This is a genomic window from Dyadobacter luteus, from assembly GCF_003383615.1.
In the GTDB taxonomy this organism is placed as follows: Bacteria; Bacteroidota; Bacteroidia; order Cytophagales; family Spirosomataceae; genus Dyadobacter; species Dyadobacter luteus.
The window spans coordinates 1-15,531 of record NZ_QNUL01000023.1 but is presented as its reverse complement, the minus strand read 5'-3'; the positions used below and the strand labels follow the sequence as shown (position 1 = coordinate 15,531).

General features: G+C 42.4%; 21 protein-coding genes. 11 read left to right on the top strand and 10 right to left on the bottom strand.

What is annotated here, in order from left to right; translation table 11 throughout:
- Positions 1 to 28 precede the first annotated feature (28 nt).
- Positions 29 to 385: a hypothetical protein gene (locus DSL64_RS21860; protein WP_115833073.1), complete on the top strand. Its 357-nt coding sequence runs from the start codon at positions 29 to 31 to the stop codon at positions 383 to 385.
- Between the two features lie 13 nt (positions 386 to 398).
- Here the strand turns inward: DSL64_RS21860 and DSL64_RS21855 are convergent, their stop codons facing one another.
- Positions 399 to 1,073, bottom strand: coding sequence for a WD40 repeat domain-containing protein (locus DSL64_RS21855; RefSeq protein ID WP_158547967.1), 675 nt, complete (start codon positions 1,071 to 1,073; stop codon positions 399 to 401).
- Between the two features lie 91 nt (positions 1,074 to 1,164).
- Between DSL64_RS21855 and DSL64_RS21850 the strand changes: the two genes are divergently transcribed.
- Entirely contained in the window at positions 1,165 to 2,238 is a 1,074-nt protein-coding gene (locus DSL64_RS21850) for an alpha/beta hydrolase (RefSeq protein ID WP_229217181.1), read from the top strand.
- Between the two features lie 106 nt (positions 2,239 to 2,344).
- Here the strand turns inward: DSL64_RS21850 and DSL64_RS21845 are convergent, their stop codons facing one another.
- Positions 2,345 to 3,220: an SDR family oxidoreductase gene (locus tag DSL64_RS21845; RefSeq protein ID WP_115833070.1), complete on the bottom strand. Its 876-nt coding sequence runs from the start codon at positions 3,218 to 3,220 to the stop codon at positions 2,345 to 2,347.
- 112 nt (positions 3,221 to 3,332) lie between these two features.
- Here DSL64_RS21845 and DSL64_RS21840 point away from each other — a divergent pair, with 112 nt between their 5' ends.
- Positions 3,333 to 3,692, top strand: a complete 360-nt coding sequence (locus DSL64_RS21840; RefSeq protein WP_115833069.1) for a winged helix-turn-helix transcriptional regulator — start codon at positions 3,333 to 3,335, stop codon at positions 3,690 to 3,692.
- Positions 3,693 to 3,783: 91 nt separating this feature from the next.
- On the opposite strand, the gene DSL64_RS21835 is transcribed toward DSL64_RS21840, so the two are convergent.
- Positions 3,784 to 4,173: a winged helix-turn-helix transcriptional regulator gene (locus DSL64_RS21835; RefSeq protein WP_115833068.1), complete on the bottom strand. Its 390-nt coding sequence runs from the start codon at positions 4,171 to 4,173 to the stop codon at positions 3,784 to 3,786.
- A 100-nt stretch (positions 4,174 to 4,273) separates the two neighbouring features.
- On the opposite strand from DSL64_RS21835, the gene DSL64_RS21830 reads away from it, so the two are divergent.
- Both DSL64_RS21830 and DSL64_RS21825 read left to right on the top strand, forming a co-directional pair.
- The gene (locus DSL64_RS21830) at positions 4,274 to 4,801 is read left to right on the top strand and encodes a hypothetical protein (protein ID WP_115833067.1); all 528 of its coding nucleotides are present in this window, start codon (positions 4,274 to 4,276) and stop codon (positions 4,799 to 4,801) included.
- Positions 4,802 to 4,986: 185 nt separating this feature from the next.
- Positions 4,987 to 5,427 (top strand): nuclear transport factor 2 family protein, encoded by a 441-nt coding sequence (locus DSL64_RS21825; RefSeq protein ID WP_115833066.1) that lies wholly within the window; start codon positions 4,987 to 4,989, stop codon positions 5,425 to 5,427.
- A gap of 98 nt (positions 5,428 to 5,525) precedes the next feature.
- Here DSL64_RS21825 and DSL64_RS21820 read toward each other — a convergent pair whose 3' ends face one another.
- Positions 5,526 to 5,927 (bottom strand): (R)-mandelonitrile lyase, encoded by a 402-nt coding sequence (locus tag DSL64_RS21820; protein ID WP_115833065.1) that lies wholly within the window; start codon positions 5,925 to 5,927, stop codon positions 5,526 to 5,528.
- Positions 5,928 to 6,150: 223 nt separating this feature from the next.
- Between DSL64_RS21820 and DSL64_RS21815 the strand changes: the two genes are divergently transcribed.
- Positions 6,151 to 6,942, top strand: coding sequence for an SDR family NAD(P)-dependent oxidoreductase (locus DSL64_RS21815; protein WP_229217180.1), 792 nt, complete (start codon positions 6,151 to 6,153; stop codon positions 6,940 to 6,942).
- 36 nt (positions 6,943 to 6,978) lie between these two features.
- Here DSL64_RS21815 and DSL64_RS21810 read toward each other — a convergent pair whose 3' ends face one another.
- A complete protein-coding gene (locus DSL64_RS21810) occupies positions 6,979 to 7,854 on the bottom strand; it encodes a CPBP family intramembrane glutamic endopeptidase (protein ID WP_158547966.1) in 876 nt (291 codons plus the stop codon).
- Positions 7,855 to 8,164: 310 nt separating this feature from the next.
- Between DSL64_RS21810 and DSL64_RS21805 the strand changes: the two genes are divergently transcribed.
- Both DSL64_RS21805 and DSL64_RS21800 read left to right on the top strand, forming a co-directional pair.
- The gene (locus DSL64_RS21805) at positions 8,165 to 8,578 is read left to right on the top strand and encodes a hypothetical protein (protein ID WP_115833063.1); all 414 of its coding nucleotides are present in this window, start codon (positions 8,165 to 8,167) and stop codon (positions 8,576 to 8,578) included.
- 74 nt (positions 8,579 to 8,652) lie between these two features.
- Positions 8,653 to 9,195, top strand: coding sequence for a dihydrofolate reductase family protein (locus DSL64_RS21800; RefSeq protein ID WP_115833062.1), 543 nt, complete (start codon positions 8,653 to 8,655; stop codon positions 9,193 to 9,195).
- A gap of 71 nt (positions 9,196 to 9,266) precedes the next feature.
- Here DSL64_RS21800 and DSL64_RS21795 read toward each other — a convergent pair whose 3' ends face one another.
- From DSL64_RS21795 to DSL64_RS21785, 3 genes are read right to left on the bottom strand one after another with little or no spacing between them, the layout of a single operon-like run.
- Positions 9,267 to 10,412, bottom strand: coding sequence for a TlpA family protein disulfide reductase (locus tag DSL64_RS21795; RefSeq protein ID WP_115833061.1), 1,146 nt, complete (start codon positions 10,410 to 10,412; stop codon positions 9,267 to 9,269).
- An 18-nt stretch (positions 10,413 to 10,430) separates the two neighbouring features.
- Positions 10,431 to 10,790: a hypothetical protein gene (locus DSL64_RS21790; protein ID WP_115833060.1), complete on the bottom strand. Its 360-nt coding sequence runs from the start codon at positions 10,788 to 10,790 to the stop codon at positions 10,431 to 10,433.
- Between the two features lie 21 nt (positions 10,791 to 10,811).
- Positions 10,812 to 11,735 carry a TraB/GumN family protein gene (locus tag DSL64_RS21785; RefSeq protein ID WP_158547965.1) on the bottom strand — a complete coding sequence of 308 codons (924 nt, stop codon included), beginning with the start codon at positions 11,733 to 11,735 and terminating at the stop codon, positions 10,812 to 10,814.
- 272 nt (positions 11,736 to 12,007) lie between these two features.
- Here DSL64_RS21785 and DSL64_RS21780 point away from each other — a divergent pair, with 272 nt between their 5' ends.
- Genes DSL64_RS21780 through DSL64_RS21770 form a run of 3 tightly spaced genes read left to right on the top strand, consistent with a single transcriptional unit; the run spans position 12,008 to position 14,086 of the window.
- Positions 12,008 to 12,847 carry an SDR family NAD(P)-dependent oxidoreductase gene (locus tag DSL64_RS21780; RefSeq protein ID WP_115833058.1) on the top strand — a complete coding sequence of 280 codons (840 nt, stop codon included), beginning with the start codon at positions 12,008 to 12,010 and terminating at the stop codon, positions 12,845 to 12,847.
- A 50-nt stretch (positions 12,848 to 12,897) separates the two neighbouring features.
- Positions 12,898 to 13,155 (top strand): Atu4866 domain-containing protein, encoded by a 258-nt coding sequence (locus tag DSL64_RS21775; RefSeq protein ID WP_115833057.1) that lies wholly within the window; start codon positions 12,898 to 12,900, stop codon positions 13,153 to 13,155.
- A 16-nt stretch (positions 13,156 to 13,171) separates the two neighbouring features.
- Positions 13,172 to 14,086 carry a helix-turn-helix domain-containing protein gene (locus tag DSL64_RS21770; protein WP_115833056.1) on the top strand — a complete coding sequence of 305 codons (915 nt, stop codon included), beginning with the start codon at positions 13,172 to 13,174 and terminating at the stop codon, positions 14,084 to 14,086.
- 39 nt (positions 14,087 to 14,125) lie between these two features.
- On the opposite strand, the gene DSL64_RS21765 is transcribed toward DSL64_RS21770, so the two are convergent.
- Both DSL64_RS21765 and DSL64_RS21760 read right to left on the bottom strand, forming a co-directional pair.
- Positions 14,126 to 14,839, bottom strand: coding sequence for a hypothetical protein (locus DSL64_RS21765; RefSeq protein WP_115833055.1), 714 nt, complete (start codon positions 14,837 to 14,839; stop codon positions 14,126 to 14,128).
- Positions 14,840 to 15,006: 167 nt separating this feature from the next.
- Entirely contained in the window at positions 15,007 to 15,375 is a 369-nt protein-coding gene (locus DSL64_RS21760; RefSeq protein WP_147300399.1) for a hypothetical protein, read from the bottom strand.
- Positions 15,376 to 15,531 lie beyond the last annotated feature (156 nt).

Genomic DNA, 15,531 nt, shown 5'->3' with positions numbered 1-15,531 from the left:
TCATTTTATAACATAAGATCACGGTATCATGAAATCAATATACTTCATCCTCTTCATTCTGTTACTCACTATTTATTCGTGTAAAGACAAAAACCCGCAGGCAGAATGCGGCTGTGAGAGTCCCGTGGTTAAAGTCCATGAAAATGTAAGCGCGAGTTATCTGGGAGAGAACAGACTTCTGGTGAGACATGTTGTGGGAGGAGATATGCTCATGGAGGAATTGTACACATTATGTGCATCTACCGACACCTTAACCGTAACCCCAGAGATACTATATCCTGACTATGTTGTCAGTGGCAGTGAGAGGAACGGTTGTTCCTCTGATTTCTTATCTAAGCCTCCGACACAATATTTTGAATTAACCTCAATTAAAAAAATCCCGTAACTAGCATATCAGTTTAATTATCAAAACCTTTAAATTCCCATTTCATCACTCCTCCAAAAACACCTGTGGCAATCGTTTTACCGTCGGCCGAAATAGCAATCATCTGGGGAGTTTCGTTGATCATTTTCATCGGGTAGTCGCGGTGTGCGCCTGTTGCCAGATCCCAGGTGCGAACGGCACCGAAAATTCCTGTGGCCATCCATGTGCCATCTGGTGAAAAGAAAACATGTGTCGGCGTTTCATTGATCATACCTACAGGATAATCTTTCAACTCTGCAGATTTCAGATCCCAGACACGTACTGCCCCCCAGCTTCCAGCGGCAATCCGTTTTCCATCAGGTGAGAAGGTTACATACTTTGGTGTTTCATTTCGCAGTTTGGTCTTGTAATCTTTTGCTTCCTCTGAATCTACATTCCATACCCTTACTCCTCCCCAAACACCTGCGGCAACCCACTTGCCATCAGGTGAAAACACGGTTGATGTAGGTGTCTCGTTTACCAGTTTTGCCCGAAGCGGTGGTTTGCTACTTCCGCATGAAGTAATAACGAGAAGCAAAACGAGAGTTAAAAGGTTGTAAAACTTGAATTTGATAAAGGTCATGAGTGCGATTGTGAGTGATGTAACCTGATGACAACCAATGAGGCTATGTCCCCTATTCCAGACTACCTCAAAGTTTCTTTTTTTCATTGTGTTGATATTCTTAATGATTGGTTTGATAATCTTCACAAGCATGCCTGCCGCTCCCGATACCTTTGTCTTTGTAATTAAAGCTAAAAGTATGAAGCAAAATAAGAACATAGGCAAAATGAAAAAAATGGGCCTGGCAGCAATTGCCTTACTTGTCGCAGCAGGAAGTGCTGCGGCACAAATAACATCAGAAAAGATGAGCAAAACAGAGAAAAATCAACATTATACTTTTGAACTGAGCGATAAAGTCACACGCCAGAAAGTGAGCTTCAAAAACCGTTACGGAATTACGTTGTCCGGAGATCTATATCTACCAAAAAACAGTGGAAACGAGCCATTGGCAGCCATCGCGATCAGCGGGCCATTTGGGGCAGTGAAAGAACAATCATCAGGTTTGTATGCGCAAACCATGGCAGAACGCGGATTCGCAACGTTAGCATTCGATCCTTCCTATACCGGCGAAAGTGGTGGCGAACCTAGAAATCTTTCCTCTCCGGAAATCAATACCGAAGATTTCAGCGCAGCAGTCGATTACATGGGTTTAAACAAAGCTGTGAACCGTGAGCGTATAGGAATTATAGGTATATGCGGTTTTGCAGGAATGGGGCTTAACGCGGCGGCTGTAGACCAAAGAATTAAGGCAGTAGCGACAACGAGTATGTACGATATGTCCAGAGTAATGGCGCAAGGTTATTACGACAAAACGACTCCCGAAGAGCGCTCAAAAGCGCTGACTCAGATGAGCAACCAGCGTTGGGTGGATGCCAAAAACGGAAAACCTGCTGCAGGCCCTCGTAATCTTCCAGAGAAGCTGCAAGGCAATGAACCGGAATTTGTAGTGAATTATTTCAACTATTACCGAACAGCACGAGGTTTTCACGAGCGCTCGGTAAACTCCAACGGTGCCTGGCTGATCACGAATCCACTATCATTTATGAATATGCCGCTGCTAACCTACATCAAAGATATTTCACCGCGCCCGGTGCTTTTGATCGCTGGTGAAAGGGCTCATTCCCGCTATTTTTCTGAAGACGCCTACAAAAGTGCCGCTGAACCAAAAGAATTGGTCATTATCCCCAATGCCACGCACGTTGATCTGTACGATCAGGTGAATGTTATCCCGTTCGATAAATTGGAAACTTTCTTTAAGACGAATTTGAAATGAGGTAGTATATGTTGGTTGTAATGCAAACACTCTTCATCCAAGCCCTGCATAAAGGGTATTTGCTTCAAAAGACCAGACTATAAGCAGTAAAAGATATAATGAGAAATCAAAGCTGATACGCCACTTTCAAAAAGCCCTCGACAGATTCAGGATCTCTCCCTAATATGGTTTGAAGGTTAGTTGATGGAAAATTAAACTCTCCCTGCGCTATTGCCGAACAGAAAGTTGCAGCCCCCTGTATGGCTTCGTCTGGCAACCCATAGCTTTTCAACTGCGTAGTAAATTCATCCACCGATGGCGATACATATTGGATAGTCTTCCCGGAAAGCTGACTGAGTATACCGGCAATTTCTGCAAATGAATAACTCACGGGCCCTCCAAATTCGTAAATTTTATGATCATGCCCGTCAGTAGCAAGTATATTTGCACCAGCCACAGCCAGATCCTGACGACTCACAAAAGAGGTTTTTCCGTCTGCTGCCGGTAAGAAGATAGTACCTGCAGCAACAACCTGATCGCCCATGAACATTGGGAGAATATCGGAATACAAACCGTGTTTCAAAATCGTGTATTTCAATCCGGATGCCTTGATGAGCTCGTCAGTTTTCCAATGCGCATCGCCCACAAATGCGATGGGTGAAGTGCCATCTTCAGATTTACGTTGCGCACTTGTATAGATGATGTGCCCCACCCCGGCCTGCACTGCCGCTTTCACAACATGCTCGTGCTGAGGCATGCGGTTAGCCACATCGCTTGACGAGACAAAATACAACTTGTCAACCGATGCAAAAGCGCTTTCCAAAGAAGTATAGTTGTTGTAGTCTGCCTGGATTACATTTACTCCTTTGCCTTTCAGATCTTCCACTTTTACAGGATCCCTGACCAGGACCGAAATGGTGGTTACATCTACCTTTTGCAGCAATTCATTTACGACTGCTTTCCCTAAAAACCCGGATGCTCCGGTTACTAATATCTTGCTCATGTAAGTTACTGTTTGTTTAGTTTCGAAGGCAAAATTAACTACATTAGCATTCCAAAGGATAGCAGTTACCTCAAAGTAGCCAGTTACCTTAAGGTAGCCAGCTTTTCAAAAAATGAAACAAAAGAATCATACACAGTGTACTGGGGCACTTTTGCCGATACGGGATGCCCTTGATGTTTTAAGCGGGAAATGGAAATTGCAAATTATCATTGCCATTTCAGCCGGCAATAACCGTTTCCGGGAAATTGAAAGGGCTGTTACCGGTATAACGTCAAAAGTCCTGACCAAAGAGCTAAAGGATCTCGAAGAGCATCAGCTTGTACGCAGGACGGTTTACACGGGCACTCCCGTTTTAGTCGAGTACACCCTGGATGAATATGCAGAAAGTCTGGAAAACGTAATAGTTGCCTTAAATGAATGGGGAACAGGCCATCGTAACCGTCTGATGAAAGCCGAAGCAATCTCCAATTAGCATTCTTTTCTGAAAGCAGTACGTTTAGAAGAACCGCGAACACAGTGATATAAATTCTGATCTCTTGGTCAGATCGAATTCATTATTCCAATCATAGAGTATCCTGTGAAAACTCCTTCTTAATCTTTGCTCTGTGCTGAATCCCCCAGTCAACCAGTGATTCCACCACCTTTTCCAATGTCTGACTATACGGGGTTAGCTCATATTCAATAAGTACGGGATAGCCAACAGATACCTTTTTAATTACGAAACCATTCTCTTCCAGGTCCTTTAATTCACTCGAAAGCACTCTGGCTGAAATCCCTGCTATCTGCTTTTGCAGTTCTCCAAACCTCTTATTTCCCCTTGCTATGGATATGATGATCCTAAGCTTCCACTTCCCTCCTATAGCATACATAGCGTCTCCTACTGCATTCAGGATCACGTTACATTCTTCGGTAAATGCCTTGTTGCCCGGCTCACCTTCTTTAATTTCCTTCATATACCACTACGACAAAGTAACTTACTAACCATTTAGTAACTAGTAATAAAAGGTTAGCGAATATACCATAATTTTGTCCCGTTCCAAAAAAGACAAAACAATGAAAAAGATATTTTTAGAAAGTAGTAACAATGACCAATTGAATATGGGTAGCAGGATAGATGATCTGCTATTGGAAAGTTATGGATTCATGCCCTCGCGTGGCACCTACCCGTTTACAATGATTAGGCTGGTTGATTCTCAATTAAGTAATTTAAAAACGAACCCTGCTCTGGCTTCTGATGTTCACCTACTAGTGCTCACCCGGACCGACTTCACAAAGGATGATCTGGCAGACTATATCACAAAATCTAAAGAGTATACACTCATACGTTCCGAGGATCAGCCAGCATTTTTGCAAAGCTACCTTCACAAATACGAGCATGCTGCAGCAGAAAAAAAATGGCGGGAACACATCACCAGCCTTGCCATTGGCATAGTCACGCAGCTTGCTAAACAACAACAGCTGCAGTTAACCCCAGTGGAAACCGATACGGCAAAGGTGGATGCACTACTGAACCTTCATGCCAAAAATCTGGCAACCTACCAGCTATTTGATGTTCGCTCAGCCGCCCGGCAGTCAGAGTAGCAAAGTATTTTCAGTAAAAACAAATCTAACCGTATACTTATCACTCTAATTGGCTCCATCCGGCCGGCAGTATTCCTATGCCCTAAACTTCGGATAAAATTGTCACCAGGTTACCGATAGATATGGAAAAATAGAATCAAAAATGATCGCAAAAAACAAATTTAAACTTTAAATAAACTGAAATTATGACACTTGAAATTTTGAAATCAAAAGAAGAACTAAGGGATTTAGTAGATGCTTATGCTTACCTGGGCGACGAAAAACGAATCGCTGAAGTGATGGATTTATTTACACCTGATGCGGTCTACAAAGTCTATATGGGAGGCACTTTGCTGGCAACTACAAATGGAATTCAAAACCTGGAAAGAGATTTTATGGGGCACGCTGCAGATGTAAAAACATATTTTACACTCAATGGGCAACATACTGTAAAAATTATCGGCGATGTGGCTACCGGAGTTTCTTTTTCTCAAATCAAAATGATCAGAGAGCCGGAAGGGAAAAAAGTGCTGACGGATTACAGCGTAAGATACGTCGACCAGTATGTTCGTCTGAACGGAAAATGGTTGATTAAAGAGCGTACAGGTCATTTTGTTATTATAGAATCGAGATTTCTCGATAACTAACAGCCGATTAAATAACGGTTAGGTAAATTGGGGAAGCTGCCTTTTATAAATAGCAGCTTCTCCAATTGTGCAACATTCTTTTAGGCTTTGAAATATTCCTACTTCCCTTGCGAATAAGCATCATCTGCAACCTGCTCCATCCAATCCACCACTTTTCCATCCAGATTTTCCTGAATAGCAATATGTGACATGCCCGTTGTCGCAGTTGCTCCGTGCCAATGCTTTTCATTCGGCTCAAACCACACCACATCTCCCGGAAAGATGTTCTCAAGTGCCCCACCTTCCCGCTGTACCCAACCACTACCGGCAGTCACGATCAGCGTTTGCCCCAACGGATGCGTATGCCAGGCTGTTCTTGCCCCTGGCTCAAAAGTGACTAATGCAGACGCTCCACGCCTGGCTTCATTGGCTTCAAAAAGCGGATCAATGCGCACTGCACCTGTAAACCAGCCTTCGGGACCTTTTGCTGAAGCTCTGCTTCCTATTTTTGTTATTTCCATTTTTCTCGGGGTTATATCTATTGAGTTTGACCACTTCTGATCGCATTTTGTCAAAACAGATCAGTCCAAAATATACAACACAAATAGAATACCTTTTCTGATTTCAAAGCTAAGTTTTTCAATCTATCTATTAAGAATTTCAAATGTATAGCCTGTTTCAGGCGATGCATTGGCCCTCAGCGCATGCAGGATTGAATTTTTAGAAGCACTTTGGCAGTTGTGTATGCAGACCAGCTATTTCTGGCTCAGTATCGAACCGGAAGTAGACTACAAAACAGACTTTAAAATGGCAAAAATATTCATCACAGGCTCATCGGACGGGCTAGGCTTGCTGGCAGCAAAATCACTGATCGGGAAAGGTCACGATGTTGTGTTACATGCAAGGAATGAGGAGAGAAAAGCGGAGACACTTACAAAAGTTCCAGGAGAAACAATCGTATTGACTGCGGATTTATCAGACATTAAGCAAACAAAAAAGCTGGCAGAGCAAGTCAATGACCTGGGTACTTTTGATGTCGTGATTCACAATACAGGCGTGTGGAAAGCATCAGCGGATACAATTTTATCTGTCAACCTGATAGCTCCTTACCTACTCACTGCATTGATCAATAAACCAAAACGATTGATTTATTTGAGCTCCTCAATGCATATGCAGGGACATGCTGAGCTGAAGCGCCTGACGGCAAACAGCATCAGCTATTCCGATTCTAAACCGTATGTTCTGATGCTTTCAAACTTTGTTGCAAAACATTGGCCCGATGTATATTCCAACGCAGTTGATCCGGGTTGGGTGCCTACCAATATGGGAGGAAAGTCAGCGCCGGATGATCTGCAAAAAGGATTTGAAACCCAGGTGTGGCTTGCTGAAAGTAATGAAGTTGATGCCGAAGTAAGTGGAAAATACTTCTACCATCAAAAGCAAAACAAACCCAACCCGCACGCTACGGACAACTTGCTACAGCAAGAGCTAATCGACTATTGCAGACAAGTATCGGATCTTAGTTTTCCGCTTTAGAGGTTGACGAAAGCAAATATTCTGAAGTGGGCAAAACTAATTCCTGATGCTTTGGTACATCAGGAAATTTCTTCTTCGAAATAAGCGTAACAGGTATATCGAAACGCTGATGGATAGCAATATTGAAATTGTACTCTCCGAAATAGTGCTTATAGATTTATGTATAGAGGGCCAGTTGTAGTGAGCATAAGCAGTAATTACAAAAATCGAATTATTGGCAACATGAGCTCCTATTGCTACCCAAAGGTTGCCAGACCAGTAAAAGAAATAACCAAATAACGCTCCCAAAAACAAACGTGGGAAAAAGCCATAAAATTGAAAATGAATAATACTGAAAAGCAATGCGGTAGCCCAAATGCTCGTTACAGGGTTTACATGCCATTCAGTCAATTTACGTTGTAATACTCCCCGAAAAAGAACCTCCTCACCAATAGGACCTATTACACCAAATACCATTAACGCAACCAGCAGCTCTGAGAAGGATTCAATTTGTAAAAGCTTTTGGGTAATCAGGCTTTTCTCCTGTTCTGTCTTCCGCATCCAGTTTTCAATCTGTGCAAAAGCAGAAGGAAGTTTCAAACTCTGGTTCCACTCAATAATTTGCTGATTTACAGGAATCAAAAAGACAACGATGATTACCGCTATCCATAACACCGAAGGTGAGTTTAGTTTTTTCCAGGAAAAATCAGCAAGACTTCTTCTTTCAAAATAGCGCCAATACAAAATAACCGGTAACAAAAATGTGGAAACGTGCGAGACCCCGTTCAGGAACATTCTCAGAAACCACTGATCCGGAAAAGCCCGATCAGATAGCTCTGTAAGTGGTGTAAGTTCAGAAAAATGAGTGATTACCAGGCCCAGTCCAATGCCCAGAGCTGAACAAAGGAATATACAACCGACTAATATTAACAAAGAACTACTTTTTTGCATAGAAAAAATCTTCTCGTTCACACACCCTGAACAAATCAGGCTTTTATCAAAAATACAAAATGAATGCGCTGTGACGTCAGAAAGCCAAAAGTAAAATAAACAGATGTTCAATTCAGCCCCTCTGATGAGTGTTATTCAACTATTACATACAAATTTTTTTTGCATAACATAAGTGTTGAAAACCTTTCTATTATATCAATGATTTTGATTTTTGATAATTACTCTATTTGGTTAAATATTAAAAATAACATAGCTTCAATTTTTTAATATTTATCTCAACACAACACGCCGCATGCGCAAATTATCCGTTCTGCTTTTTTTCCTTTTAATCGCAAATCTCTCTTTCGCTCAATTTGGAGTCAGTGTACATCAATCCAATTTACCTTTCGTAGGCTTTAACTATGAAATTGCAGACCGGTTTTTGCCGGAACTTCGACTGGGTGTAGACACCTATCTGGATAATATGTCTGTTGAAGCAGTCGCTACCTATCAGTTTATCGACAAAGAAAAGGTGGAAGTGTATGCTGGTTTGGGAGGAAGAGCAAATAATACTGCGGGATTAGTAGCACCCATAGGCGCTCATTTTTTTCCCTTTCCAACCAAAAACTTCGGATTTCATATAGAGCTGGCGCCTATCTTTTCAGATGATTCGCCCATTGTCAGGGGGAGCTGGGGAATCAGGTATAGATTCAAACAAAAAGACTAAATCGTTTATTTACAATATTGCATGCAATCCTGGCAGGATTGCAAACATAGTCTTGAATGATAAAATAGGTCATAATGAAAAAGGTAATCTTAAATCTGGCGGTAAGTCTGGATGGCTTTATTGAAGGTCCGAATGGTGAAGTGGATTGGTGCATCATGGATGATGAGATGGGCTTTGACGCATTTATCGACAGTATCGATACGATATTTTACGGAAGAGTCAGTTATGAGCTCTGGGGAAACTACCAGCCCGGTTCAGATATCAGCGAAGCTGAAAAATCGCTTTGGAACGGAATCCGTTCCAAAGACAAATTCGTTTTCTCGCGCAGTGAGTCACCATACCAAAACGCAACCGTTATCAGTGAAGATCTTACTGACAAAGTAAGGCAGATAAAAAGTCGGAATGGCAAGGATATATGGCTTTATGGGGGCGCCGGACTTACCAAAACTTTTATACAGCTCGGTTTGGTAGATGAATACAGAATTTCAGTTCATCCAGTGGTACTGGGAAGCGGAAAGCCACTCTTCGAAGATATAAATAGTCGCATCGGGTTGACATTGATTGACACAAGAGTTTTTAAATCAGGTGTAATCGAGGTGGTCTACGAGACCTGCTAAGTAAACTTTATCAGCCATTCCTATGCGGGCAGCAACTATGCTTCAGATTTCTGCGTGCATAAGAATGCATTCTATTTCTCCAACTGAGATGCGATCATCAATTCCAGCATATCACGGTTAGAATCGTTGATTGTAAAATCCTTAAAAATAACCTTCCCATCCTTGTCTATCAGAAAGTTGGAAGGAGCACCACTGACACCGTAGCTGTCCGTAGCAAAATCCCAGCTTCCCCGCAAAGGAGTGAATGACACATTATTTTTTTCCAAAAAGGGCAATACAAATCCGTCCTGAGAAGGTTGTGTGTTGACTGCAAGATACACTAATTCATCGCCTTTAAATTTGTCCACTACCGTTTGAAAGTGTGGGAACTCTTCCTTACATGGCCCACAGCCGGGAAACCAAAATGTCAGAAGGATAACTTTGCCTCGGAGCGACCTCAAACTTACCTTCTCATTGCTTGTGTAAAGCCCAAGGTCAAAGTCGGCTGCAGCGGAGGCTTTACTTATTCTAATTGAATCAATGTCGTCGTATATTTCCTTTTTGTCCTTCCCTATTTGCAGACCGTATGCCGATAACGAATCGTTAAGAGCATGACCGGGCGATTTTGCGAACCTGATAGCAAGGCTATCGTAAGCGCCATTCATATCACCTGATTTCGCAGTTAAAAATGCTTTCTTTAGTGAAGGAAAATCCCTCAAAAAATGAAAGGACGGGATCTTAGCCCGATTGAGTGTAGCCAGCGCCGCCTTGTAATTCTGCTCTTTTTCGAGCGCAGCACTTTTTATCAGAGATTCAGCTAGTTGCTTTCTGTAATCCCATGCAATGCTTTGTTCACCTACTTCATGGATAAGACTCAATACCTTTTCGGGATTTGTCTGCATATACATATCCGCCAATTTGATCACCGAAGATGCCGACCAGGAAAAATGTTGTGGAGGATATTGCTTTCGAACCTGTTCCAGATAGTATATTTTCTTTTCCGGATCCGCACTACTACTAGCAAGACTGGCCAGCAGGTTCGCCCCGCGGTTATCTTCCGGAAACCGTTTAACAAATTCTCTGATATTTTGTTCGTAGCGCTCTGGCTCTGCTTTCTCAGAATGAGTTACCATGGAATAAGCATAACCGATATTCGAAGGATCAAGCTGCGCTGCCTTGCCCATATAGACAGCGAATAAAGCATCGTCAGACTTTAAAAATGCATCCTGAGCCAGCATGTTCCATATTTTATCATTTTAAGGATCCATTTCTGCAGCCTTTAAAAGAAAGTCGCCAGGCTGCGGCATAGTTGCTTTGTAGTAAGCCGTTCCGATGGCCAGTGGGATATGCAGATCGCCGGGAAACTCTGCCATCCACTTTTGATACTGCGCTGCAACTGCAGGACTACTCATTCCCATAGCATGAATATATGCAGCGTGCGCTTTGAGATTAGTCATATCTGCCTTCAGGGCAGTCAGAGCTTTCTGAATAACCTCATCAGATGCCGGCCCTAATCTCCGGGGTGTCTGAGCAGTAACCAGGCATGTTTTACAGAATAGCAAAACCGCAATTGCAGCGAAGACGTATGTGAATTTTGTTTCCTTTATTATTTTCATGTCAGATGAGTTTTCAGAAGATTATCTTTTTATGGCTACCGGCTCTACCTTATAGCCATTTTTCCGTAATAGGGATATAAGGCCGGTTTTGTAGAGAAGATGGCCGGCTCCCACAGCGATCAGGCAACTGTTTTCAGCTATGCCTGACCGGATATCTGCCATCCATTTTTCATTTCTTTGTGCACTCGTATTACTGGCTAAGAGCGCACTGGTTTCGGGATCTGCTTTACTAAACTGATAATCGTAACTCATCGATTTATACACTGCGATTTCCCTATCAGCCTGTTTGGCAAGACCAGGCTGATCCGATCCGGCATAAGCATCTGTTCTGATCCGTTCGACCAAAGAAGACAAAAGACGCCTTGCTTTGGTGCTATCCGAGCTACTCAACGCAAAATTTCCCATACTGTCTAAGCCAATACACCGTTTGTGCTTTCTTTTAAAAGCATAATACAGCTCCCGGTCCATGTTAGGTAAGGTAACGCCCTGCCGGGTCTTGTCACTCATCAGCGTTGTCAATACAGCACTTCCAAATTCCCAAACATTCATTTCAAGAGCATCCGGATTTCCAGTTATTCCCTCACCCACCCTGGCTACGAAAAATGAATCAACCGTATTGTGCTCTTCAGGGGTAAGCAATTTCACTGCCTTCAAAGCGGAGTCCGGACCAATGTTTTTATCTGAGTTGTTTCCATAAACAGCCGTTTGGTTATCACCAAAAAGTTCCGTCATCAGGATTTCACTCGATTCAATAGCAGATTTGATTTCGGGAAAGCTGTAAAGGAAATCGGAAGAAACGACGTGATTTACCCCTAACAGATACGAAGGCTTTTTCAACTCAGGTGCAGTAATTTTCCAGAGTATGGTACCTGGTTTATCGCTGGCAGGTTTTAGATCCGGCTGAGTAAATAACAGAGATAAAGAAAATAAAATGCTTAAACTCATCTTCATTTATTGTGTTTGAAGCTCATTTCTGAAGTCATGATTTCCAGTTAACCAGTCCCATTAGTTGTATAAGAGATACATAGGGTTCACATACCCTTCTATCATTGATAAATCAGGATCTAGTTTAATCGTCCAGGCAGTCAACTTGATGCATAAAATTTACCGTACCCTTACCATTTCACGATTCGGATACAACAATCAATGATTGGGCTAACTTTGCTTAATTTGCTCTTGCCAACTTTGTTGCATCAAAAATTTAAACAAACACAAAGATGGAAACAACAAAAGTTTGGCTTGTAACAGGAGCCTCCAAAGGATTGGGATTAGCCTTAGTAAAAAGTCTTTTACAGCAAAACATGCGTGTAGCAGCCACATCCCGAAATTTGCAATCTCTGGTAAGCGCTATCGGAGAAAAATCTGATCAATTTCTTCCAATGCAGCTTAACATAACAGAAAATGAAGCTGTGAAAGCTGTTATTGAACGAACTGCAGCACATTTTGAAAAAATAGATGTGGTGGTCAATAACGCTGGCTACGGACAACTGGGTACACTGGAAGAGTTGTCGGACACAGAAGCAAGAGAAAATTTCGATGTGAATGTATTCGGTCCTTTGAACGTGATCAGGCATGTGATGCCTTATTTGAGAAAGCAGAAATCAGGTCATATTTTTAACATCGCCTCTGTAGGTGGTTTTTTGGGAAACTTTCCGGGTTGGGGCATCTACTGCGCTTCCAAATTCGCCATGGCAGGATTCAGTGAAGGTCTGGCTGAAGAAGTGAAGGAATTTGGCGTACACGTCACGATTGTCTATCCTGGATACTTCCGCACAGATTTTCTCACATCCGGCTCACTAAAAACACCACAGCAGAGTATTGATGAATACACCGCTGCCCGGGAATCTGAAAAAGCTCACTTAAATCAGATCGATGGTAGCCAGCCCAATGATCCTGAGAAAGCTGCAGATGTGCTGATCGCTGTTGCCGGCCAGCCTAATCCGCCGGTGCACCTGTTGCTGGGAGTTGATGCCTATGATCTTCTCCAACAAAAAACCTACATTATCACACAGGATGCAGAAAAATGGAAAAGCTACACAATTTCAACCGGCTACTGATTATTTCAATGTTAGTCGCGGCATATAGCTGTAAATCTCCGAGCAAACTTATGGCAGTGGACACAATAGAGCAGACAAGAGAATACATCGGCATGTGGGTGACCAAAGATGGTTATATTCGCCACGAGTTACTGGCCGGGAACCGATACGATGAAGCGCGGGGAAACCGTAAGAGCGCATACCAAGGCAGTTACAAAATTACTGGCAACCATATTGATTACAAAGACGACACCGGATTTACCGCTGACGGAGAGTTCATCGAAGGTGTGCTGCATCACGCAGGAATGATATTGTACAAAGAGAATTAAGCAAAACCTAAAACCAATGGCTAACACATTTCGTTTCAACTCCCTGTCAGAGTTTCATGCTTTTTGTGGTCTTCCAAAACCAGAACATCCGTTGATTAGTCTGATTGATTACAGCAAGGTTGTATATCCTGTAATTGACAATGAAATGGCATGGGTACAGCACTTTTACTCGATCGGGTTGAAGCGGAATGTGAATGCCAAATTTAATTATGGACAACAGCAATACGATTTTGACTCCGGCGTGCTGACTTTCGTCTCTCCGCTTCAGTTCCTTAAAATTGAAATTTATCCGGACGCCCAAATAGAGCCTACAGGTTGGCTGCTGCTAATTCATCCTGATTTTCTATGGAATACGGATTTGGCTAAAAAGATGAAGTCTTACGAATTCTTTCAGTATGCAGCCAATGAAGCATTGTTTCTTTCTGAGAAAGAAGAGAATACGATAGTCGACATTCTTCAAAATGTGCAGCAGGAATATCAGTCCAATATTGATCGCTTTAGTCAGGATCTGATCATCGCTCAAATCGAGAGACTGCTGATTTATTCCGATCGGTTCTACGCCAGACAGTTTATCACCAGAAAAAAATCAAACCATGAATTATTGACACGTTTCGAGCAGTTGATATCCGATTATTTTCGCAGTGGAAAGCTATCCGAAAATGGTATTCCGCAGGTGGGATATCTGGCAGCAGAAATGAATATATCTGCCAACTATTTGAGTACACTGCTCAGAATATATACCACCCAAAGCACACAGCAGCACATTCAGAGCAAACTGATCGAATATGCCAAAGAACAACTGACAACAACGACTCTATCAATAAGCGAAATTGCCTATCAACTTGGATTCGAGCACCCTCAGTCTTTCAATAAGCTTTTTAAAAACAAAACAGACCAGACACCCCTGCAGTTCAGACAGATGTATGGATAATCATCACTCAAAAAGCTTTATTCAAAAGCTATACCAGTCCTAATTGATATTCAAACCCACCGTCAACCCCAAATACGGCTTTCCCTGATAAATCCAGAACTGTCTGTTACTATCCATCAAATGGTCAATGCCAAGTGCGAGGCCAAAGTTAAGTTTTTCCACGCCCATAAGGATACAGACTGCTTTGGACCAAACAAACCCGTCATACTCATCTGTGATATTATCATCTGTAACCCAGGGATTAAGCGGTGTTGAACCGATACCAGTTGCCAAACCCGCCGAAAACCCAAAATGTGTAATGCGCTGATTCACCTTTCCGATCGGGTTACTCTTATACGAAAGCTCATAGGTATCGCTTCGGTAACCCAAATAGAGAGCGCCGTTCAAATGATTACTTAGCTGGGTATTCAGCGTGCTGGTGGACGGACGGAACTTGAATGGTATTGTCAATACGTCCAAATCAAAGGTATTCTTCCTATACTTACTGCTGGCAATTTCTTCATCTACGCCTGCCCGAGGGAAAATCATTTTGGGCTTCATAAGTTTGGCACTTCCGGGTTTGGTCTGTTTTCCAGAAGGGAGGCTGTAGACCAGCACCGAGTCTTCGGTATTTTCCACATAGACCGTAACCTTCTTACCAGCGTTTCGGGTTATGTATATTCCGTCTGTGAGTTTATATTTGGGACTGTCCTTCAGAGCCCTGCAAGAAAAAAATGACACGAAGACAAGCAGCACTAGTATAGTCCGGACCATATATGATTGGTTTGTTCAGATTGTGTTTTCTGACGAATCATAGTGTTAGTAAGCAATGCTTAGTAAACGCTCTCGTCAACATATCCATCATACCAAATATGTGCCAGCAATTCATAACCAGATGCGCACAGGTCATGCAAGGCAAGTGAAAAAGGAATTTCTATTAATTATTTCTTCACTTTCTCAAACTCAATAGCATCCTCAGTTTGGGTAGCTATCAGTTTATTTTCCTCAGGTTTGAACTCTATCAGCAAGCCTACCCCATCAAACTTGAATTTATGAGTGTCGTACGGAGTCAGAATGAAAGGCGGATCTGCATCAGCCTGCCCCAAAAGAGTATTGTTTCTCCGTGATACAGTAAATTTTATGTCCAACTGTTTGCTTGTATACATCCCTGTGTATCTGTCAAGTATTTCCGGTTTCAGAGACAGGGCCTGAAAATCAGGATTTGTAAATCCAATTTTGTAGTAGCTGCTCAACATTGCCTTAGCTATATCACTGATCGGATAGTCAACCCCATTGCTGACAACCACCACAGCAAGACTATCGGAAGGGTAATAGGCAAGCGAGCTTTGGAAGCCATCCAGTCCTCCTGTGTGTCCAAAGCCTTCATACTTATTAAGCCTGTATGTTTAAAATGAAATAAGCCCGGGGTTTTTAAATTTGATTAGTAAAAGAAATTTAAAACAGCG